Source organism: Paenibacillus thalictri, assembly GCF_004307995.1.
GTDB lineage: Bacteria > Bacillota > Bacilli > Paenibacillales > NBRC-103111 > Paenibacillus_AF > Paenibacillus_AF thalictri.
Map to the genome: position 1 here is coordinate 159,114 of NZ_SIRE01000019.1, position 20,751 is coordinate 179,864.

General features: G+C 47.5%; 19 protein-coding genes. 1 reads left to right on the forward strand and 18 read right to left on the reverse strand.

The window, feature by feature from the left end:
• Positions 1-15: 15 nt before the first annotated feature.
• The 8 genes from EYB31_RS25315 to EYB31_RS25350 form a co-directional block, all read right to left on the reverse strand.
• Positions 16-1,017: a dihydroxyacetone kinase subunit DhaK gene (locus tag EYB31_RS25315; protein ID WP_131016216.1), complete on the reverse strand. Its 1,002-nt coding sequence runs from the start codon at positions 1,015-1,017 to the stop codon at positions 16-18.
• A gap of 267 nt (positions 1,018-1,284) precedes the next feature.
• Positions 1,285-1,737, reverse strand: a complete 453-nt coding sequence (locus EYB31_RS25320) for a GNAT family N-acetyltransferase (RefSeq protein WP_131016217.1) — start codon at positions 1,735-1,737, stop codon at positions 1,285-1,287.
• A 37-nt stretch (positions 1,738-1,774) separates the two neighbouring features.
• The gene (locus EYB31_RS25325) at positions 1,775-2,530 is read right to left on the reverse strand and encodes a DUF429 domain-containing protein (RefSeq protein WP_165452611.1); all 756 of its coding nucleotides are present in this window, start codon (positions 2,528-2,530) and stop codon (positions 1,775-1,777) included.
• A gap of 26 nt (positions 2,531-2,556) precedes the next feature.
• Positions 2,557-3,159, reverse strand: coding sequence for a histidine phosphatase family protein (locus EYB31_RS25330; RefSeq protein WP_131016219.1), 603 nt, complete (start codon positions 3,157-3,159; stop codon positions 2,557-2,559).
• An 82-nt stretch (positions 3,160-3,241) separates the two neighbouring features.
• Positions 3,242-4,387: a Ger(x)C family spore germination protein gene (locus EYB31_RS25335; RefSeq protein WP_131016220.1), complete on the reverse strand. Its 1,146-nt coding sequence runs from the start codon at positions 4,385-4,387 to the stop codon at positions 3,242-3,244.
• 17 nt (positions 4,388-4,404) lie between these two features.
• Entirely contained in the window at positions 4,405-5,847 is a 1,443-nt protein-coding gene (locus EYB31_RS25340) for a spore germination protein (protein WP_131016221.1), read from the reverse strand.
• Positions 5,837-6,928, reverse strand: a complete 1,092-nt coding sequence (locus EYB31_RS25345) for a GerAB/ArcD/ProY family transporter (RefSeq protein WP_131016222.1) — start codon at positions 6,926-6,928, stop codon at positions 5,837-5,839. Before EYB31_RS25345 ends, EYB31_RS25340 begins: the two co-directional genes overlap by 11 nt.
• A gap of 98 nt (positions 6,929-7,026) precedes the next feature.
• On the reverse strand, positions 7,027-7,800 hold the full coding sequence (locus tag EYB31_RS25350; RefSeq protein WP_131016223.1) for a helix-turn-helix domain-containing protein: 774 nt from the start codon (positions 7,798-7,800) through the stop codon (positions 7,027-7,029).
• A gap of 121 nt (positions 7,801-7,921) precedes the next feature.
• Between EYB31_RS25350 and EYB31_RS25355 the strand changes: the two genes are divergently transcribed.
• Positions 7,922-8,749 (forward strand): phytanoyl-CoA dioxygenase family protein, encoded by an 828-nt coding sequence (locus EYB31_RS25355; protein ID WP_240762840.1) that lies wholly within the window; start codon positions 7,922-7,924, stop codon positions 8,747-8,749.
• A 75-nt stretch (positions 8,750-8,824) separates the two neighbouring features.
• On the opposite strand, the gene EYB31_RS25360 is transcribed toward EYB31_RS25355, so the two are convergent.
• The 10 genes from EYB31_RS25360 to EYB31_RS25405 form a co-directional block, all read right to left on the reverse strand.
• A complete protein-coding gene (locus EYB31_RS25360) occupies positions 8,825-9,898 on the reverse strand; it encodes an alcohol dehydrogenase catalytic domain-containing protein (RefSeq protein ID WP_131016224.1) in 1,074 nt (357 codons plus the stop codon).
• Between the two features lie 25 nt (positions 9,899-9,923).
• Positions 9,924-11,123, reverse strand: coding sequence for a carbohydrate kinase family protein (locus EYB31_RS25365; RefSeq protein ID WP_131016225.1), 1,200 nt, complete (start codon positions 11,121-11,123; stop codon positions 9,924-9,926).
• Between the two features lie 83 nt (positions 11,124-11,206).
• Entirely contained in the window at positions 11,207-11,983 is a 777-nt protein-coding gene (locus EYB31_RS25370) for an SDR family NAD(P)-dependent oxidoreductase (protein WP_131016226.1), read from the reverse strand.
• Positions 11,984-12,059: 76 nt separating this feature from the next.
• Positions 12,060-13,205, reverse strand: coding sequence for a Gfo/Idh/MocA family protein (locus tag EYB31_RS25375; RefSeq protein WP_131016227.1), 1,146 nt, complete (start codon positions 13,203-13,205; stop codon positions 12,060-12,062).
• Between the two features lie 7 nt (positions 13,206-13,212).
• Positions 13,213-14,055 carry a class I fructose-bisphosphate aldolase gene (locus tag EYB31_RS25380; protein ID WP_131016228.1) on the reverse strand — a complete coding sequence of 281 codons (843 nt, stop codon included), beginning with the start codon at positions 14,053-14,055 and terminating at the stop codon, positions 13,213-13,215.
• A 26-nt stretch (positions 14,056-14,081) separates the two neighbouring features.
• The gene (locus EYB31_RS25385; protein ID WP_131016229.1) at positions 14,082-15,689 is read right to left on the reverse strand and encodes a response regulator transcription factor; all 1,608 of its coding nucleotides are present in this window, start codon (positions 15,687-15,689) and stop codon (positions 14,082-14,084) included.
• Positions 15,690-15,704: 15 nt separating this feature from the next.
• Positions 15,705-17,414, reverse strand: a complete 1,710-nt coding sequence (locus tag EYB31_RS25390; RefSeq protein WP_131016230.1) for a sensor histidine kinase — start codon at positions 17,412-17,414, stop codon at positions 15,705-15,707.
• Between the two features lie 83 nt (positions 17,415-17,497).
• A complete protein-coding gene (locus EYB31_RS25395) occupies positions 17,498-18,865 on the reverse strand; it encodes an ABC transporter substrate-binding protein (protein WP_165452612.1) in 1,368 nt (455 codons plus the stop codon).
• A 181-nt stretch (positions 18,866-19,046) separates the two neighbouring features.
• Positions 19,047-19,856: a histidinol-phosphatase gene (locus EYB31_RS25400; RefSeq protein WP_131016232.1), complete on the reverse strand. Its 810-nt coding sequence runs from the start codon at positions 19,854-19,856 to the stop codon at positions 19,047-19,049.
• Positions 19,857-19,915: 59 nt separating this feature from the next.
• A complete protein-coding gene (locus EYB31_RS25405) occupies positions 19,916-20,704 on the reverse strand; it encodes a carbohydrate ABC transporter permease (RefSeq protein ID WP_131016281.1) in 789 nt (262 codons plus the stop codon).
• Positions 20,705-20,751: the final 47 nt, after the last annotated feature.

Genomic DNA, 20,751 nt, shown 5'->3' on the forward strand with positions numbered 1-20,751 from the left:
TAGAATCGCATATGGTTACATTTGCACATACATTGGCGTATCCGCCGGATAATCGACCAGTTCCGCAAGCTCGTCATCCAATTTCATGACCGATACGGAGCAGCCGCCCATCTCCAGCGACGTGACAAACTCCCCGACAAATGAACGATGGATCGTAACGCCAAGCTCGCCGAGCTGGCGGGCCACACGCCGAAACACGACAAACAAATCCATATAAGGCGTCGAACCAAGCCCGTTAATCATCACCGCGACACGATCCCCGCCAGCAAGAGGCATATCCCGCACAATTTTGCCGAGCAGCTCGTCTGCCACTTCATCCGCAGTTTTCAACCGGCCGCGTTCCACTCCCGGTTCGCCGTGAATGCCAAGGCCAATCTCCATCTCGTCTTCGCCCAGCACAAAACTTGGCTTGAGCGTCTGCGGCACCGCGCACGGCGAAAGTGCAACCCCCATCGTGCGGATGTGGTCGTTCGCTTTGCGGGCCACCCGCACCACTTCATCGAGCGGCAGCCCTTTATCCGCTGCAGCTCCGGCCGACTTGAACACGAGAAAAGTTCCCGCTATGCCCCGTCTGCGATGAGCTTGCTCCTTGGAAGCGGAAGCCACATCGTCGGTGACCAGCACCGTCTCGACATGAATGCCCTCCATATCGGCGAGCTCGGCGGCCATATCGAAATTCATGCAGTCGCCCGCATAATTCCCGTACATATAGATGACGCCGGCTCCGCCGTTCACGGAACGCGTCACTTCCAGTATCGGATCGGGAGGCGGAGAAGCAAACACGTTGCCGACAGGCACGCCGTCGACGAATCCTTTGCCGATGAGCCCCATAAATGCCGGCTCATGGCCGGAGCCTCCGCCGATGACGACACCTACCTTGCCTTGCCTGACCGGCTTGGAGCTGATTACGGAACGCTTATTTTTATCGTGAATTTTTACATAACCGGGATAAGCGCTTACATAACCTTCAATCATTTCATCAACAACGTCATTCGCCGCATTCATCAGCTTTTTCAAATGCTTTCACTCTCCTTAGTATATACGCTTACATTTCATTAGAATTTTTGCATTTGTTTGCGTTTTTATTATTCATTTTCACATCGAAATGTTGATTTGTCAATGATTATTGTTGTTTAATGATGTATTGTTGATATTTTTTGTAGTTATCCATCTAAAACACATCGAAATTTGCAATTTCATCCCACAAATCTTTCTTTCAGCACCTAAAAACAAACAAGCCCGTGAGATTTGTCTCCGGGCCGCTTTTGTTTCTTGCGTTATCCATTATACATCCAGCCGCAAACGCACCATATCCGTGCACTGCAGCCCGTTCTCAAAGATCGGCTCCTTGTAATGTCTTGTAAAATAGCCTATATCGATGCCAACCATCCTGAAGCCGCACTTCTGGTATAAATAAAGCTGCCCAATGCTGGAATTGCCTGTCCCGACTTCCATAGCGCAATATCCAAGCTCCTTAGCCGTTCGCACGGAATGCCCGATTAATTCCTTCCCGATTCCTTTGCCTTGCCAGTTTTCATTCACCGCGACATTGATCAATTCCACGGTTTTCGGCCTGGTAGGCAGCAATGCGTACACGCCTACCGTTTCACCTTGCAGTTCTTTGACATAACATGCGCTTCTTTGGATATAGCTTTGAACTGCTTGCTCCTCCGGATCGGCCAACAGTAATAAGTCCATGGGATACGGTTCGTGTGACTGCAATTTTCTTATTGTCATATTGTCTCTCCACTCGAATGTCAAATTGTTTGTTCTTCTATATTGTAGGTTTCATCCAAATCCAGCCTTCCTTGAAGACGGAAGTTAAATCCGGAAACGGTCTTATTGCGCGTTGATCCAGGAAATCTTTCCCGCACAAGCAGCATAAACAAGCATCAAAGAAATGTTCTTCCTCTATCATTTTTTTATAAAATCCGGTGAAACGGATTCCTTTTTTCCTCATTTCCCGGATGATTTCCATTCTACGCCGTTTGTTTTCCGGCTTAGTCCCCTTATAGCTGATCGTTTTCTTGTCTCTGCTTATGTTCGGCGAAATCAGCTCCGATAACAGCCACGCCGCCGGATACACTTCGATAAATCCCAGTTGAACCCGTTCAGCCGGGTCCCATCTTATTTGTATATGCGGATACGATGTTCTGATAGATTCAATGATCTGCAGCGTTTTATAGGCCGTTCTGGCGATTTTATCCGAAGCAATCTCCAGCGGGATTTTCCTTAATAAATAGGCGCAAAATATGTCGGTGTCTCTTTTAAAAAAGGCATCCGGCGTATTTCCCAAATAATCTCCGGCCATATGGCGGTATAGGACCGGCGCAAAATCGTCCGGCCAGCCCAACGGAGCGTCAAAACAAAGAAGGATTTGCTGCCCGCCAAACCGTTCGATATAATGTAAGATCGTTTCCTCAATGCTTGCTTCCTTGCGGCAGCCGACAAATGCCTTACGACTATAATCGTAGATGCTGAATCCGATATTTTTCGTTTCCGTCGCACAATCAACGCCAAATATAATCAAAAGGGTCTCTCCTTGATTGGAAGTTATTATACCAAATGATCTATTAATGCAAATGTCTCCAATGCAAACCTATTATTATCGTAAACTAGTGTTGTAATCGAGCATTCGGGTACCAATTGACTCTGCACAGCTAAAAAGCTCGGATGCCAATGATTTAATTGCATTTCTGAAAATGTGTGAACCAAAAAGTCCGTTATTAAACCTCCATGCGTAACGACAACGATGTTGCTTTCAGGAGGATGGGCTTCTGCCGATTGTATTAAACATGACGATAATCGTTCGCCGGCTTGTTTCGCGGAATCGCCGACTGGCGGTATATACATAGGATCGAGTGTGCATCGCTCCCACATGGCGACAAATTGTTCAAATGTTTGCTCGGGCAAATCACCCCAGTTAGCCCGTTCCCGCAAACGACTGTCCTCTGAAACAGCCGCTTTGGTGGTCGATGAAATATATAAAGCGGTTTCTTTGGCTCTGCGGAGGGGACTGGTTATTATGCTTGTTATCGGCAAGCCACGTAAATGATGAGCTGTAGCTTGTGCTTGCAATATACCCTGGGGGGTGATGGGCACATCTCCGATCGCCTTCTCCTTAATGGCATGCCGTACAAGTAAAAAAGTAACACTCATAATAAACTCCCACCTCCCATCGATCCTTCGGTCATGTAACAAATTATTTCATAGAAACGAAAAGAAAACCAATATAAATTTACTAATCTCTTTTTATTTTGGAAATCCCCCCGCTAAATATTTGAGCATTCACTTCAATTTCCTCCAACGAGCCGGGTTCGAGATCAAGCTCGCCGTTTTGCTCCAAATTATGCCATTGCCGGGGATTGGATCGAAATAGCGCCTCCGACAAATTAAACACATCGATTCCTTTGGCCAGACCTTCAAGATATGCTTCCTTTATCTCTTTTTTGATTTCTTCGACAGCCAGCTGTTCCAGTTTTTTTTGAGTGAGATTTTGCGTTAATTGCGGTATATTGCCTTGTGTCGAAACTTTGATCCGGAATACGGCTTTGCCTTCTTTAATCGTTGGGATAATCGAGGATTTCACATCTTCCATGACAATCACGGCCGCAGGAGCGTTATCCGCTTTTACAGGCAAGCTGGTTCTTTTGGTATTCGTATTAATCCATCTTAATCCGCGTATTTTGTCCTTCGGCATAAAACCTTTGTAGCTGCTGTTATGCAAAAAACCGACGCCGTTGACCTCCAGTTTGGGTGAAACTTTTTTATTCTCCGTCCAATTGCTTGTGACTTTTAAGAACGGCAGCTTCATGGTTTGGCTTTTCTCGTTCCATGTACGTATAAAGTCAAACAAATAAATCGGCTCGATATCCGAGCTCTGCGAATATACTTCATTTGGGGCATTAAGACGGGAATAGATCACCGAGATGTTTTGTACGGGTGTGGCGTAAAAGATGGATTCAATCGGATCCTTTGTCGCAAAAACCCAATTTGTGTAACGAAATTCATAATATCTGTCCCATACGTCCAATACTTGGCTTATTACCTTTTCATTAAGAGCCGCTTCGCTAAACAACAACGTTTTTACATGACTCCAGGCGATCTGCTGCTGGGCGGTAGCGTACAGGTTAAAACCAGCCTGATCGAATGTCTCTCCTTCCGCCTTAGCAATGGAAATGACCTCCCTTTCGGCTTGAGCGCCCGCTTCTTTTTTGGCAATATTAATAAAGCTGACCAATTGCGCATACAGGATCACTTTTCCATCCTTATAATCCACGCCAACCGAGTTAATATAAATCATATGCTCAATTTCCCGAAGTCCCCAACATCCGGTCAGCAGCGTGGAAAGCATCAAAACCGCCAATAAAGAGCGGAACACTTTCATTCTTGCCGATACCCCCTTTATTGCTTCTGCTTTTTCAAAAACGCGGGTACGCTGATAATTTTGCCCCAAGGCGTACGCACTGCGATTTTCCACAATTCCGCAAAAGATGGCGGAGCCAGCGGTTCCATGTAATATATGCCAAAGGATCGCTGATTTACCAAATAAACGACCAGCCCCATTAGGCAAATCAGAAAGCCAAACACGCCTAAAGCTCCGCTTATCAGTAAAATAACAATGCGAAGAATACTGACAACGCCAACCATGTTCTGATTAACGAGGGTGAAGGTGGATAATACCGAAAGGGCAACCACGACGAGAATACCGGCCGCTGTGATCCCGGCGCTAATAGCGGCTTGTCCGATAATCAACCCGCCTACAACCGAAAGCGTCTGTCCAAAAGTCGAAGGAAGCCGCATCCCCGCTTCCCGGAAAAGCTCAAACAGCAGCAGCATAACAAACGCTTCCAGCGGCACCGGCAATGGCACCCCCTGTCGTGAAATCACCAGTGTGGCCAATAAAGAAAAGGGCAGCTGATCTTGATGGAAGCTCACTAACGCAATCCAGAAACCAGGGAGGAGCAGCGAAAATAACAATCCCAAAATTCTCATCAGACGCGTAAACATCACAAACAGGTTAAAGCTATGCGAGTCTTCGGACGAATTAAGCACGAACGTTAAATTGACCGGAGCTATGGATGCCGTAGGAGATCCGTTTGTGAGCAGTACAAATCGCCCATGCAGCAAGGAATTAACCGCGTAATCCGGTCTGCCGCTGTATACGAACATTGGAAATAATGAAAATCCCGCTAAAACTTCTTCCAACTGAGTGGCGCTGGTTAATTCTTGCAAGTTAAGGTTCTCCAGCTTTGTTTGAATTTCATTCAACGTTTCCTGATTAATCATGTTTTGCATATAAAGCAAGCTGACTTGCGTTTCTGTCTGCTGGCCAAACGTATAATGATGTACCGCGAGTTCGTTTGTTTTCAAACGCTTGCGAATTAAAGCTATGTTGAGGCTGGACTCTTCCGTGAAGCCATCCCGCGGCCCCTTCACAGATACTTCCGTGTTGGATTCCTCCGTTTCCCTGCTGGGAGGAGCCGACAAGTTGACGCTGTATGTCCGTTGTATAGGTTCAAATAACAGCAATAACTCGCCTTGAAATACACGTCTGACAAGTTCCTGCCCGTTGTGCGCGCTTGTAAGCTGGTTTAATCTGATCTTGATCTGATTCTCCAGGGCTTCGCCATTTGGAACAGCGTTATTTCTATATACCTCAAGAAGCGTAGGAATAATAAAGCTCTCCAATTGCTTGACATCACACAACCCGTCGCTGTATATGAGCAAAACGGAAGCCGATGGCCCGTCGTCCGGATTCGGAAGCTCCAGCTTGTCAAACTTGACATCATCACACAAGCGGAACAATTCCCGGAGCATGGATTCTTCTTTTGACTTATCCGTCATGGCTCGGCTCCTTTCTTTTTTTCACGTGAATTAAAATGATCAGCAGCAGGCTGTAAGTTCCGATCACGAAGATTACACCCGGCAGAACATAATCGCGGAGCATGTCCAGAAAGTGGTTGTCGCCAAAGGGATAGACAGAAAAGGCAACGGAAATCAAAAACGCAAAAACGAGCATTCCGAGTTTCCAGCGGTAATTTTGGATCCGCAATATATCCGCAATGAGAAACATCGTCAAGGAAATGCGAACAAATGCGCCGGAGAACCATTGATAAATGCTCAAAAAGTCCAGATGTTCAATATACCGGCCTATTGTGATAAGCCTCCATTCTTCGTATGCCGGATACCTTAATTTGGACATCTGTTCCGGGCCGAATTCCGCGATCCCTCCCATCACCGGTCCTGCCGTAAGCCCCAACAAAATGAAGGTCAATACAAGCAAGCTTAATAAAGAGTACTTGGTGCGGATATGCGGCTGCAGAAACAAGATTATAATGATCTCCATAAAACCGGCTCCTGCGTAAATCATTCCATGCCAAACGGGATGCATGCCCGATTCCAAAAAAGGTCTTAGCAAAGCATACCGCTTATTGGGAAAATTGGCGGTCATCACAAAAAATCCGTAAAGAACAACAAAAGGCAGCAGTATGGCTGCCGTATTGGCTATCGAGCGGATTCCGTAATAAGCGTTAAACAGGCATAACATGCCAAAAATAAATGAAAGTACTATGATCGGCACTTTGGGTAAAAAAGTTAAATGAATCCAAGTTGACGTATCCCGCAACGTAACGGCGCACGTAACCAGCATATAAAAGCTGGCGATCAAAGCAAGCACGTTCCCCACTACCGGCGAATAAGCTTCCTTGAGCCATTGGAACGGATGTATTCCTCTGATTTTTCGTAAAGCGGTATATAGCAATATCACCCATATGCTCGCTGCGCCGCCGGTGAATAAAACCGAAATCCAGGCATCTCTTTTGGCGACATCCATGAGGATCGGTATGACGATAACATGATTCATTAATCCAATGGCAAGCATTAGAATCATAATGGTCTGGAAAAATGTGATCGTGTTCGTTTTCATGATTCAACTCATTTCTTTCCCCATGTGGCACTTTATGTACAAACACCCAATATTAACTTGTTTCTTTTTCGGTTTTTTATTCCAAAAATTGAAAAATATTAAGTTCCATCCCTTCTCCTGCTCTTGATATAGTCCCGCGGACTTGCCCCAAACCGTCTGCGGAACTGGGAGGCAAAATGATTGTAGTCCTCGTATCCGACATCATATGCGACTTCGGCGGCCGTTCGGCCGGAGTGTTCCAGCAGCAGCGCCGCTTGGCGCAGCCGCATTTCCGTCAGCGCCTGCAGCACCGATTGACCGGTCTGCTCCTTGAACAAATGCGACATGCGAGAAGCCGATAAGCCCAGCGCGGACGCCAATTCTTCGATCCGGACAGACTCTTTCATCCGCAGTGTCAGCAGATGCATAATTTGCTCGACTCTAGGGTCAAGCGTTTTTTTGCGCTGCTCGGCAAGGAACAGCAGCAGCTCGCCGATCTGCAGCTCGCACAGTTCGCTCCATAACACGCTTCGCTCGCGAGTATGATGAATGATGTTCTTGAAGGTCCGGAACACCCGCTTCCGCCGGTGTCCGGTTTCGATCGGGCAAACAAGCAAGGCGTTATCTGCAAAATACGACGATTGCGGCACATAATCGTAATGTGCCCAAACGAACCTCCACGTCTTTCCGCGCTGCGTACGGTAGCGATGCGGGGACCCCGAGCGCAGCAAGGTCATGTCTCCTGCTTTGCAGGCGATGTCGCCTGTCTGCGGCGTAGAAAATACGCCTTCGCCGCTAATCGTATAACAAACCAACCACTGCCACCCGGCCATCCCTTCGGGCCGGTCGATATCGTATTCATCTGTCTCCATAAATTCATCGGCTATGATCATCGTTTCGCCTCCCGCCCCATTATAGCAGAATCACATGAGTTTTCAGCAAGAAAGATCGTTCATTATTCAGTGGTCCCTGTTTATAATGTAGCTATATTAAACGTTTTTCTTGGAGCCCACGATGAAAAGGTTGGAGGAGAACAAAATGAATTTGGCCCTATTGACGGCTGAGCAAAAGGAGCAATTCGATACCGACGGTTATTTGATTGTGCGCAAGGTGTTTTCGGAAGATGAACTGGGGGAAATTAAAACAACTTTCGAACAGATCAGCCAGACGACCGTTCCCGGTTATTTCGAACCGGTACTGGATGAAAGCGCCGATCCGCTCAAGCGTTATCCGCGAATCGTGCATCCGCACAGATTTAATGCCGTAGCGATGAAATACATGCTGCATCCGAAGGTGATGCGTATCATGGAGGATTTGTACCAAGAGGAAGCGCTGGCGGCGCAAAGCATGTTTTACTACAAGCCGCCGGGCTCGCGAGGCCAAGCGCTGCACCAGGACAACTTTTATTTGAAAGTGGAGCCGGGCAACTGTATTGCAGCCTGGACGGCCATTGATCCGGCCGAAGAAGAAAACGGCGGCATGCTGATTGTCCCGAGAACGCATCAGTTTGATCTCGTCTGCCCCGATACGGCGGACGAAAAAGAATCGTTTACGACTCACTTGGTGAAACCGCCCAAAGACCGCAAGCCGGTTCCCGCCGTGATGGATGCAGGCGACGTGCTTTTGTTCAACGGGAACATGATTCACGGCTCGTACCGCAACAAAACAAAGGACCGCTTTCGCCGATCGTTTATTTGCCATTATGCCAATGCGTCGGCCACGATGATCGCGAATTTTTACCGTCCTTTATACCGGGCCGACGGCCGTCCCGTGGATCTCGCGCTCAATCCCCACGGCGGGCCTTGCGGCATCGAATTTACCGCCCCTTACGGAGCGCATTGACCTTCTTGGAAAAAAGACAGGGGAACCACTCTCACGGTTCCCCCTTATCGAACTGTACACGTTATTGGGGCCGGATTAAGGAATCAATATGACCTTGATGGAGCCGTCCCCTCTCTCCATCACTTCGAAAGCTTCCTTCCATTGCTCGAGCGGGAAACGGTGAGTCACCACCCCGTCTGTCGGCATGCTGCCGTTAGCGATGGCGTCGATTACTGGCGTATAGCAGTATGGACCAAGATGGGCCCCATAGATGTCCAGTTCCTTCGAATCGCCGATGATGCTCCAATCCACCGTAACCGGGTCTTTAAACACGCTGAACTCGACGAAGCGCCCGAGCTTGCGGATCATCTCAAGGCCCTGTTTGACGCTGGCGGGATGTCCGGTCGCTTCGATATAGACGTCGCAGCCATACCCATCCGTCAAGTCCAGCACCGCTTGAACCGGGTCTGCGGTGCCCGGATTTATCGCAACGTCGGCGCCAAACCGTTTGGCCAGTTCAAGCCGATCTTCCTTCAGATCAAGCACAACCAGCGTTTTGGGCTTAAGCATATGAATCGCGCCAACCATGCCAAGCCCCAGCGTGCCTGCACCCGCGACCACAACAGTATCATCCGGGCCGATGCTGCCGCGGTCGACGGCGTGTTTGGAGCAGGCATACGGCTCGATCAATACCGCCTGCTCCAAGGAAAGTTCCCGCGGCACCCGGTAGACAAGAGCATCTTTGGAGAATTTCATGTATTGCGCCATAGCTCCGTTAACGTTCGGCCGAAAACCGTAAATATCGTGTTTTTGGCACATCCAATATTTCCCCGTGTTGCAATACCGACAATTCCAGCAAGGGACGATTTGCTCGGAGATGACTCTGTCCCCTACCCGAAATTCGCCGCTATAATCCGGTCCCAGCTCCACCACTTCGCCGATAAACTCATGGCCCGCGACAACCGGCGTTTGAATATACGGCGGATTGCCGTCACCACCCCAAATTTTCGGCGCGCCGTGATATGTTTTGATGTCGCTGGCGCAGATGCCGCAGGCCTCTACGCGGATGAGCAATTCGCCCGTCCCGACTGCAGGGATCGGCGCTTCCTCCAGCCGGTAGTCCCCCGGACCGTGAACAACAACTGCTTTCATTACGGCTCCTGAATTCATCAATGTCTTCTCCTTCTTTTTGGATTTATGACAATGCTTCGTTGAGCCGATCATTCGGCCCTACCCATAACCGATGTTCCGCATCCCACCTCCAATCGGTCAAATCTTGATAGATCGGCAGAAGCTCCCAGCCGCTATGGATCTTGGCCTGTGTTTCTTCCCAAGAGAGAATGCCGCTGATTCCGTCCTTTTGCGAGACGTTGCAGGCGCCTGCCCCTACTGCGCTTTTCACCGCTCCCTCTAAAGACAATCCCTTCCATAAGCCGCACAAAAATCCGGCGATCGTACAATCACCGGCGCCAGTTGTGCCTGCCACCGCTGTTTTGAAGCAAGGCGACCATAACTCGCGTCCTTGCCAACTCGCCCGGTGTTTCTCGGGGATTAGCGCCGACAGACATGAAGAGAGCCGCTCTGAAGTGCGCATATATAGGCCTTCCTCGCCAAGCTTGACCATCACAACCTCCGGTCCCATGCTTACCAGCGCGTCGCCGAGTTCCCGCAGCAGCGGGGGATTCATGCGACTCCTGAAATCCCCGGTTATTGCGGCAGCGGTTTCACGATACTTCTTATGATCCAGCATAAGCAAAATTTCTTCAATACTTGGCGCAAAAATAGTGACATACGGCAAGGCGTTCTTCAGTATATAAGACCAATCCGCCTTGGCCGCTTCCGATTCCGGGCCAAACATACTCATGTCCAAACTTGTCACAACGCCGTTTCCTTTGACCTTCTTCATCAACGCGACAAGCTCGTCCCCGTTATTTTGGTGCATCCTGCGCAGCAAAGGCGGATAACCCAAATGAAATACGACTGCTCCGTTTAATTGATCGATGTCAACGTCATCTGCACAAAATGTATCGTTCACCCCGGAATCATGCAGCAATATACGATCTTCGCCAGGTATGCTTATGGCAAGCGAATATGAAGTTCTTCCACCAGAGTCGACGATAATTCCGTCCGTAAGCCGGGAATTGACCCGCCGAATGCTCTCCGTGCATACGGTGCCCAGAAGATCGCCGCCGATCTTGCCGATCAATCTGGTCGGTACGCCCAGACGGTCCAGCGCAAGCCCCGTGTTTAACACGGCGCCTCCTGTAGAAAATTCGAGCGGGCCCACCTGATGAAGACGACCGGGAATCAGCAGTTGTTGAAACGATTGCCCGCTTGGAAATTCCGGGATGACATCGATACATATATGGCCTGCCACAGCAATTCCGCCATTCATCTTCCTCACCTCCCTATAAGCTCAGCCGCAAGGTACGACGCAGCAGCGCACGGCAGCGGCCGGCTCTGCTGGTTCACCGCCCTTTACCACACGGAGTAACCCCCGTCAACGACAAATACGGATCCGGTTACAAATGAAGATGCTTCTGAGGCTAAATAAACCGCCAGTCCTCCCAGTTCATCGGGATTTCCCGGCCTTTTCATCGGCGTCAATTCCATCCATTGGCGCACCATCTCGCTATTGCCTTCAAAATAAGGCTTCGTTAACTCCGTTTTCATATAACCGGGCGCAATGGTGTTCACCCGAATATGATGCGGGGCCCACTCGGAAGCCAGGCTTTTTGTCAGCATGATGACTCCCGCTTTGGACGTGTTATAAGCGCATTGGGCTTGCGGCATGTTGACGATAATTCCGGACATCGAGGAAGTATTGATAATAGTCCCCTTTTTTTGCCGGATCATAACCTGGCCTACAGCCTTCGAGACAAGAAACACGCTGTTTAAGTTGACGTTCATCATGTTTAACCAGCTGCTGTAAGGCATTTCCTCCACGGGTATATGGAGCGCGATGCCGGCATTATTAAACAACGAGTCGATTTGGCCAAACGTATTTATCACCGTTTCGACCATCCGGTTCACCTGATCTTCATCGGTCACATCCACATGAACCGGCAAAGTGGTAACGCCCATCGCTTCAATTTCCGCCGCTGTCTTGCGGGCCGCTTCTAAGTTCATATCCGCAATGACAATATGAGAACCCGCTTCGGCCAATGCGGTGGCCATCGCTTTCCCGAGCCCCATAGCCGCTCCGGTGACAATCGTGACTTTTCCCAGCAAACTGAACTTTTCCAATAAACTCACGTATACCCCTCCATAGTAAAGTTGCCTAACACGATATATGTAAACGTTTTCATAAAGTGACCAAGCGCTGCCAACATTAAGAACGTGTACTTATTCTGTTTTGAACATCGTCCAAAACCGCTGTAAACAACTCGTGTGAATATGCCGCTTCGTCCGGCGTAGCGCAGTAGAATGGCTGTATCATATCGGCACCGTTGACGAGCTCGTCGCAAAATGCCGACCACATTTGCAAAATGGAATCGGAAAATCCAAATTCAAAGATATTTCCGGTAATCGCCGTATAAGCGGAATGGTACTCGATATCTTCCGTCCCCCACACTTGACGCCCCCCTGCCGTGTAGCGCATGATCTTCAGCTGCTTCGGGTTTTGGGTGGAATATTCAATCGAACCTAACATGCCGTTTATGCGAATAAACCAAGTGTTGGCATGACCGGGTGCGATTCTTTTCATCGAAAGCACCATAGGAAATGTATGCTGCCCCGAGTCCACTTCGCATAGCAATGTGGCGTTATCCCATGTCTCGCAAGGAACTGCTTGGCCGGTATGATCGGGGCGTTCTTCGACGAGATTGGAGAGCGAAGCGCTGAGCAATCTGGGCTTCCATCCCAAACGCAAGGGCAAATGCAGCGTGTGCAGCCCCAAATCTCCCATACAGCCGTATGCCCCGTTGGTGCTGACTTTCCGTTTCCAATTGATCGGCTTGAGCGGATTAAGGTCGCTGCTATGCCAGAACCCCGCTTCAACATCAATCACCTTTCCGACCAACCCTTCTTTCACAAAATCGTAAACTTTGAGCGCCCCCGGGTAAAAAGGCAGTTCCGAGGAACAGCGCACCAGAACGTGCGGATGCTCCACAATCGCCTGCTGAATCGCTTGATTCGCTTGTTTATCGATGCCAAACGGTTTCTCGCCGAGCAGATGTTTCTCCGCGCGGATAATATCCAAATAATACTGCTCATGCAAATGATGCGGGATTGCACAATATACAGCCTCCACACGCTTGTTGTCAAGCAGCTCCCGGTAATTGTCGGTGACTTGCTCAATCGAAGCCAGATGGTCCGTAAACCATGTCGTCGCATCCAGATTGACGTCGCACACCGCCGTAATGACCGGAATGTAATTCACATCCAGCAAATGACACCAGCGCGACACGGCGCTGGCAAATTCGCGCCCCATTAAACCGCAGCCTATGATCCCGAAATGAACAACCCGTTTTGTCATAGGAACCTCATTCCTTTACCCGATGCAAAATGTTTAAAGCGGTTTGGCAGTCGGCGCCCTCGTGAACAATCGCCATAAATGCCTCCGTCATTTCCTTCGGTTTCGGGTGCTGCACCACATTTCGGCCGTACACGATACCCGACGCGCCTTGCTTCATCAACCGACAAGTCCGCTCAAATATCGCTTCCTCGGAAGCCATCCCTCCGCCTCGAGGCAACACGGGAATGCCGGAAGCCGCTTCAATAATACGGTAATATTCGTCAATATCGTCGCACGGATCGGCCTTGATAATATCCGCGCCGAGTTCCACTGCCTGCCGCACCAAAGGCACAATTTTCTTCAGATCGCCGTCCACCATATACCCGCCGGCAATCTCATTGGCTTGCATCACAAGCGGTTCGACCATCAGCGGCATTCCGTAACGTTCACATTCCGCTTTCAGCTTCATAATGTTGGCTACGCATTGTGCGTGAAGCTTCGGCTGGTTCGGCAGCAGCAGCAGATTGACGACAACCGCCGACGCATCCAATTTGACCGCTTGTTCAACGATATGATCGCTGATTTTGCTGAACACGTATTTCGGCAGCTCCTTATTGTACACGTTGGCGACGTCGGCCCGGATCACCAGCGACGGCTTATGTTTGCCCGGGATATTTTGCAAAAACCGCGCCTGGCCGCAGCTTAATTGAACCGCATCAGGATTCGCCTCACAGATGATCTGCACCGCTTTCTCGATCGATTCAATACCCGACAAAAAAGAATACTCGTTAAAAAAACCGTGATCGATCGCAACATCAAAACATTTTCCATCCACATGAAACAAACGGTTCATTCTTGCTGTGACTGACATTTGAACATCTCCTTTTTCTTCGGCGATTATCGGTAACCTCTGAAGCTGTTTGGGGTCATTCCGGTCCATTTTTTAAAAATTTTATAAAAATAATTTTTCTCGTAACCGATTCGTTCGGAAATGACATCCACAGATAAAGAAGTATGCTCAAGAAGTTCCTTGGCATGTTCGACCTTCACCTTGGTGACATATTTTGAAAAATTCAGCCCTGTTTCTCTTTTAAACAAGCGGCTCACATAACTGGAATTTAATTTTAACAGATCGGACACTTCTTCCAATGTCACCAGTTCGTTAATGTGACTGACCAAATAACGCTGGACCATCACGATTTCATTGCGCTTTGTCTTATGGGACGTGATGCTCGTGCAATCGTCAATTAAGCTGTCTATGATTGCAGTAACATGCTCCTCTATCTCCGATAAAGAGTAATAATGATTCATATCCATGCGAAAATCGTCTTTTTCCAAGTTTCTGGTCAAAGGATACAAACTCCTTATTTTCATGCGCAGCCCGATGGCAACCTTGCTGATCCATTCTTTAACCGCACCGCTCGGGAACTTTTTGTCCCGGATAAAACGCATCCTTTGTTTGGTCAACTGTTGGATTAAGGCCAAATCGCCTTTTGAAGCGGCCTCCTGCAAAGCTTCCATTGTATTGTAATAATAGCTGAACAAATCCTCCTTGGTTTGTTGAGGCATGGACAACTCTGCGACGGATTCCGGCTCCATGTAAAAATATTGTTCATTCGAACGAAACAACATCTGGATATGATCCGCCAGCCGACTGGTAAACGTACTTTCATTTCCAATAATAAAAGATAACTTAATGGACAAATACCGCTTCAATTCCCGCTGGATACGGGCAAGTTCGTTGCGGACATAACTCCACAACTCCGACTTCGAAGATCCGCTGTACGGGAAAATGATCAGATTCCTCATGCAGTCATAACCAAAATAAATACCGGATTCATTGGCTCTTAATATTTCCGAGATCGCGTTTTCAAGCGTGAAATTAAGCAAGTCCTCCGACATATGAAATCTCTTCTTGATCTCTTCCCCATAATTCAAGTAACACAAAACGGGGACATACGTCGTATACGTTGCCGTTAATCCGCATTTTTCGGCTTCACGAATCCACTCCTCATAATTAAAAATGGGGTCGTGCACGGTGGTGCGGATCCATCTGTTTTTTAATATGGACAAAGGCGTTTTGCCCAGGAAATGCTCCTTATCCGTTTTTTGCCGAGAGGCGGCGTTCGCATCCAGTATATGCACAAGTTTTTTCAAATGTTGGATCAAAACTTCCGGCACCAAAGCATCCTTTAACATATATTCGGTGACGTTCAGTCTGATTGCCTGCTGCGCATATTCAAACTTGTCATGGCATGAAATCAGGATCGAAAGCAACCCCGGATTAAAACTTCGAATAGCGTCAATTAATTCCAACCCGTTCATCTTGGGCATGCCGATGTCTGTAATGATGATATCCGGCACATCATTTTTGGCAACTTCCAATGCGATCAATCCGTTGTCGAATGTGCCGGTTAATTGTATTCCTAAATCGGACCATGGGATGCTCTTGGTTAAATAGGCCAGCACGGGGCGATCGTCGTCAACCAAAATCAGCTTATACATGAAACGGAACCCCTCCTAACGTCGCGGAATCCTAAGTCCAATGGTTGTGCCGATTCCGACACGACTATTTATGTCCAAGTGAAACTCCATCCCATAGGTTAGTCTCATTCGATCGTACACATTTTTCATGCCAATCCCCGTATTGGAGACGATCTTCCGCTCTTGCGTGATATTGTGCAGAAGTTCGCTTACTTTCTCCTCCGTCATACCTTGGCCTGTATCGCTTATGGCAATCGCTACATATCCGTCTTGCATCCTGCACTTGATTTCAATATTCCCGTTGCACTGCTCAAAACCATGGACGATGGCATTTTCCACAATAGGCTGCAAAAAGAATCGCGGCACCTCGCATTCCAGACATTCCTCTGCAACATCAAAGATTAATTCGGCTTTTTCGAAATTTCTGAAATTAATTAATTTCACATAATGCTTGACCGTATCCAACTCTTCCTGCAGCCGGATAAACTCGTTGTTCCGGTTAATCGTCATTCTTAAGAAAAAGGATAAGGACATTAGCAAATTTGCCGTTTCCCCATCTTCCTTTAACATGCAGCCCATACGAATCGAATTGAGCGTATTAAATAAAAAATGAGGTTTTAATTGTGCCTGCAGCAGCTCCAGTTCCGCCAGCCGCTTCTGATCTTGTTCCTTTTTGATATGCTGGATCATTTCCTGAAAACGATCCAGCATAAGATCAAACGACCTGCCTAAAATCCCGACCTCATCATGGCCCGTAACCCTTGAGCGTATGCTGATATTTCCGGCATCAATCTTGGCAGCCACCCGCGCCAATTTGACAAGCGGATTGGTAAATCTGCTCATTGCGTAAATAATGATAAGAATAAACAGCGAGAACAATAAAAATTGAATCATGCTCATATTTCGGTAGAGCGCTTTGATATACCGGGTAAGATTATCGTACGGAACCAAACTGACAACTTTCCATCCGCCAAAGGACAAATTTTTGCTGGTCGCAAAGATTTCATTTTCGTTATATTCCAGTTGGCTTCCTCTGAATCTGTAGTCTGAACCCGTCAAAATCACATTTTGGGCATCCACAATGACAAATTGCTGGCCATTGGAGTAATTAGTGAATATATTGTTGACCTGCTTCTCCGGCAAACTGATCATCAGATAAGCATATGGATGGCTGTAAGATCCTTTGATCGTTCTGGCAATGGTCAGCGATATCTCATCGTTGCGGATCGGAAGAGCCCCTACCCATAACGTCTCCAATGCTGACAACTCGTTCAGCCTCGGAAACCACTCCTGCTTCAAATAAAACGCCGGATCAAGCTGATCGTAGGAATAATTGGTGTAATACTTCCCGTTTGGCAGAAAAAGTGTAATGTACAAGCTATCTGCTTGGACCAGGTCCTCCAAATATTTCGTCATTTTCTTCTCGTTAAACCAGGACTGCAAATCGTCATTTTCTTGATCTTTCGACCGCGTTGTTTGACTCTCCTCCAAAAGAATGGAGTTAATCTCTTTATTAAATTGAATTTTGTTGGACACAGCGATCATGTTATTGATCAGATTCGATAAATATTGATAAACGATGCTGCCGGACATTTCGGAATTTTTGATCGCCTGCTCCTTAAGCAGGTTTTGTGTTTGATAGCTGAGCAGACTTTGTACGGTAATAGCCGGAATAAGCAAACATAATATAGCTGAAACGATAATCTTTGTCCGCAGCGAGGTGCCTCTGGATAGTTTGCTTCTCATGATCAACACCCCTATAAGCCAAGATCCGTTTCCTTATTCCTGAGCCCGCCCCGATTGCGGTTCGGGTTGGGATTAAGCCGCGTCTACTTGTTAAGTTCCTTTATTTTCTGCGCTTTCTCTTCGACTTTTTTAATTGTTTTATCCAGATCCTGCTTTCCTAACAGATACAACTCCATCTCTTCGGTATAAGCCTGGACAATTTCGTTATAATAAGTCGGCGGCGCTTGCAGCTTGACCATTTTGGATACGCTCATCACGTTCTTAAACGACTCCGCGTCGATCATGTTTGGCTTAGGCGTAAGGCTGACGATTTTATCGATGTTTTTACCCACATCCTGCTTCTTCCATGCGTTAATAAATCTGCCTTGCACGCCAAACCCTTCCGTAGAGTAATATCTGATAAATTTATATGCCTCTTCTTTATGCTTGGAGCTGGCTGCTACGGCAAGATATTGCGTTTCCGACACGGGAGCGTAGTTTTCATCGCCTTTGTTCATCTTCGGGTACGGCGCAAAAGCGGTCGGGAATTTGGCCTCATACATATCGTATCCTCCGACCCGGCCGATCATATATCCGCCAAGAATTTGCATGCTTGCTTTTGCGTTGAAATACGGCCATGCGTAATGAAGTTTTCGCGAGATAACATCCGAATACGGCATCGCGGATTTATCTCTCATTTGAGCATTGTATACGATTTCCAGAGACTTTCTGACACCGGGACTCGATACATTCAACTTGCCGTCTTCCGAGATCATCAAGCTGTTGGCTGGCTGATTTCGCAGAGCGATGTTAAACGAAGGCTCCCAGTTGTGAAAATAGGTGCCGTATTGGTCATCGCCTGCGACCTTAGTCAATTTTTTGGAGTATTCCAAAAATTCATCAAATGTCCATTCCTTAGGTACAGGCAAACCTGCCTTAGCCAAGTGATCTTTGTTCAAGATTACCACATCGGGCATCCATGTACCAGGCAAAGCGTAATGAACGCCTTTGATGCTCGTATCGTTCGAATATTCGTCGTCGTATTTGACACCCTCTGCTTTTAAATAGGAGTCCAGAGGTTCCGCCATACCCATGCCAACCCGCTGAGCATATGAAGTCGGATTGTTAAACATGATTACATCCAGCGTTTCGCCGGAAGCGGCCAATAAGTCCAGCTTTTTCAACGTTTCATAGGCGTCTTTTCCTTCCAGACGGATCGGCTCCACTTTAATGCCCGGATTTAATTTTTCAAACTCGCTGATCATCGGCTCAAGTCTTTCGTTTTTGGCGTCCCACCACGTATGAAATTTAATCGTCACCGGCTTACCGGCTGCTTTCGGATCGGCTGCCGCGTTTGAATTGGCGCCGCCTTTCGAGTTAGCGCTTTCATTTTGATTGCTGCAGGCCGACAATGCCAAAACGCAAACCAAAGCCGAACACAACACGGGTTTACCGATTTGACTTGCTTTCATTTCTAATGCACCCCTCATCGTTTAGTTGTTTCTATTAGAGAATATCACAGCTTGTTTCATGAAATAATCGACAGATCTTACTTGTTATTATCTTATTTTTACATAGCATATCGGATAAATTACGCCTGTACTTTAGCTGTCCGGGATCCGTTCCGACACGCTGACTCACGCCGATTCCGGATTACAACCGGACCCTCACGGGTTGCCTCCTTCTAAAAAAATACCACTGTTTAAAGCCGATTTCTTTCAGTTTTGTCCTGACGTTCTCCCACTCGTCCCCCACCCGCGACGGTACGTGCGAATCCGATCCGAAACTGACCTTGACTCCGTAAAAGCAAGCTCTCTCCAGCATCTCGTCCGACGGATACCAGCCGCCGCAGTCTTTGCCTTTGCCCGAAGTGTTAATTTCGATGACTCCACTGCAATCGGCTATAACCTTTAAGGTCTGATCTACGACGGGAGTGTGGTATTCGGACAATTGCGGAAAATACCCTCTTAACGCGTCGATATGCCCAAGTATATCAAACATGCGGCTTTTTGCGGACTGCTGGATTAAGGTAAAATACTCCTCCTTCTCCCGAATAATATCTTCTTCTTTTTGGAGGTTATCCCAACGCGATCTTTCGAATATGCCAACTCCTTTCACCATATGGACGGACCCGATAATATAATCAAAAGGATATTTCTGATATACCGCCCGGTAAAGCTCTTTGTGCTCCGGAAAAAAATCCGACTCCACTCCCAGAAGCACTTCGATTTTTCCGGCATACTCCTCCCGAAGCGCCAACACATCCTGAATATAAGACGGAAATTCGCTTTTGGCCATAGCAATGCCAGGTTTAAATTGATCTTCCTCGCTTGCAAAATATGGAGAGTGGTCGGATATTCCGATAACCCCAAGCCCGCCTTTGATTGCAGCCTCGATGTAATCGCGGATTGAACCTTCGGCGTGACCGCATCTAAAGTGATGTGTGTGCAAATCAAATTTCATAACATAACCTCCCGTTAACTCTGATTGATCTTCCTTGGAGCGATTTCTGCAAATGCCTCTTACCCTTTGATCCCGCCCGATGCGATGCCTTCAATGACTTGGCGTTGGCCGATTATAAAAATAATTAACAACGGAATAATGGCGGAAACGGAGCCGGCCATAATTAAGGAATAATAAGTTCCCATTGAATCGGAAAATTTGGCCAGACCGATCTGTAAAGTCAATTTGTCTCCCGATCTAAGAAAAATAAGTGGATTTTGGTAATCATTCCATGTCCAAATAAAACGAAGAATGGCATAAGTAGCAATCGCCGGTTTCATTAACGGCAGCAATATACGGGTAAAAATCGTAAAGTGGCCGGCGCCGTCCATTCTCGCAGCTTCCATAAACTCGTTGGAAATTCCCATAAAAAATTGCCGCAGCAAAAATGTCCCCAAAACGCTAAAGGAAGATAATAAAATCAGTCCGGTGTGCGTATCAAACAACCCGATCCATCTGTACATCAAAAATTGCGGAACCAACGTCGCTTGATGCGGGATCATATACGTAGCGAGAACTAAAAGAAACAACGCATCTCTTCCTTTAAAAGGGATCTTTGCAAAACCATAAGCAGCCATGCTGGAGATCAGCGCAGACAATGCGGTGGTGGTTAAGGAAACTTTAATGGAGTTCCAGTAGTAGGTAGCAAAAGGATATCGCCCAAACCAGACTTCGGAATAATTTTCGACAATACGCCATGTTGACGGAATCCATTCGACGGGATAGTTAAACACTTCGGACTCAGGTTTAAATGAAGCGGATAACATCCAAACGAACGGAACAATCATAACGCTTCCAAATATCATCATCACGATGGTGGCAAGCGTTTTGACAATCGCTTCTTTTCTGCGCAAGA

What these genes read in the sequence shown, in the direction of transcription:
- EYB31_RS25350 (WP_131016223.1), bottom strand. Translation starts at nt 7,800, where the DNA reads ATGATCATAGCCGATGAATTTATGGAGACAGATGAATACGATATCGAC.
- EYB31_RS25330 (WP_131016219.1), bottom strand. Translation starts at nt 3,159, where the DNA reads ATGAGTGTTACTTTTTTACTTGTACGGCATGCCATTAAGGAGAAGGCG.
- EYB31_RS25320 (WP_131016217.1), bottom strand. Translation starts at nt 1,737, where the DNA reads ATGACAATAAGAAAATTGCAGTCACACGAACCGTATCCCATGGACTTA.
- EYB31_RS25380 (WP_131016228.1), bottom strand. Translation starts at nt 14,055, where the DNA reads ATGTCAGTCACAGCAAGAATGAACCGTTTGTTTCATGTGGATGGAAAA.
- EYB31_RS25365 (WP_131016225.1), bottom strand. Translation starts at nt 11,123, where the DNA reads ATGAATGGCGGAATTGCTGTGGCAGGCCATATATGTATCGATGTCATC.
- EYB31_RS25360 (WP_131016224.1), bottom strand. Translation starts at nt 9,898, where the DNA reads ATGAATTCAGGAGCCGTAATGAAAGCAGTTGTTGTTCACGGTCCGGGG.
- EYB31_RS25400 (WP_131016232.1), bottom strand. Translation starts at nt 19,856, where the DNA reads ATGAAATTTGATTTGCACACACATCACTTTAGATGCGGTCACGCCGAA.
- EYB31_RS25355 (WP_240762840.1), top strand. Translation starts at nt 7,922, where the DNA reads ATGAAAAGGTTGGAGGAGAACAAAATGAATTTGGCCCTATTGACGGCT.
- EYB31_RS25405 (WP_131016281.1), bottom strand. Translation starts at nt 20,704, where the DNA reads ATGATGATATTTGGAAGCGTTATGATTGTTCCGTTCGTTTGGATGTTA.
- EYB31_RS25395 (WP_165452612.1), bottom strand. Translation starts at nt 18,865, where the DNA reads ATGAAAGCAAGTCAAATCGGTAAACCCGTGTTGTGTTCGGCTTTGGTT.
- EYB31_RS25390 (WP_131016230.1), bottom strand. Translation starts at nt 17,414, where the DNA reads ATGAGAAGCAAACTATCCAGAGGCACCTCGCTGCGGACAAAGATTATC.
- EYB31_RS25335 (WP_131016220.1), bottom strand. Translation starts at nt 4,387, where the DNA reads ATGAAAGTGTTCCGCTCTTTATTGGCGGTTTTGATGCTTTCCACGCTG.
- EYB31_RS25340 (WP_131016221.1), bottom strand. Translation starts at nt 5,847, where the DNA reads ATGACGGATAAGTCAAAAGAAGAATCCATGCTCCGGGAATTGTTCCGC.
- EYB31_RS25385 (WP_131016229.1), bottom strand. Translation starts at nt 15,689, where the DNA reads ATGTATAAGCTGATTTTGGTTGACGACGATCGCCCCGTGCTGGCCTAT.
- EYB31_RS25375 (WP_131016227.1), bottom strand. Translation starts at nt 13,205, where the DNA reads ATGACAAAACGGGTTGTTCATTTCGGGATCATAGGCTGCGGTTTAATG.
- EYB31_RS25345 (WP_131016222.1), bottom strand. Translation starts at nt 6,928, where the DNA reads ATGAAAACGAACACGATCACATTTTTCCAGACCATTATGATTCTAATG.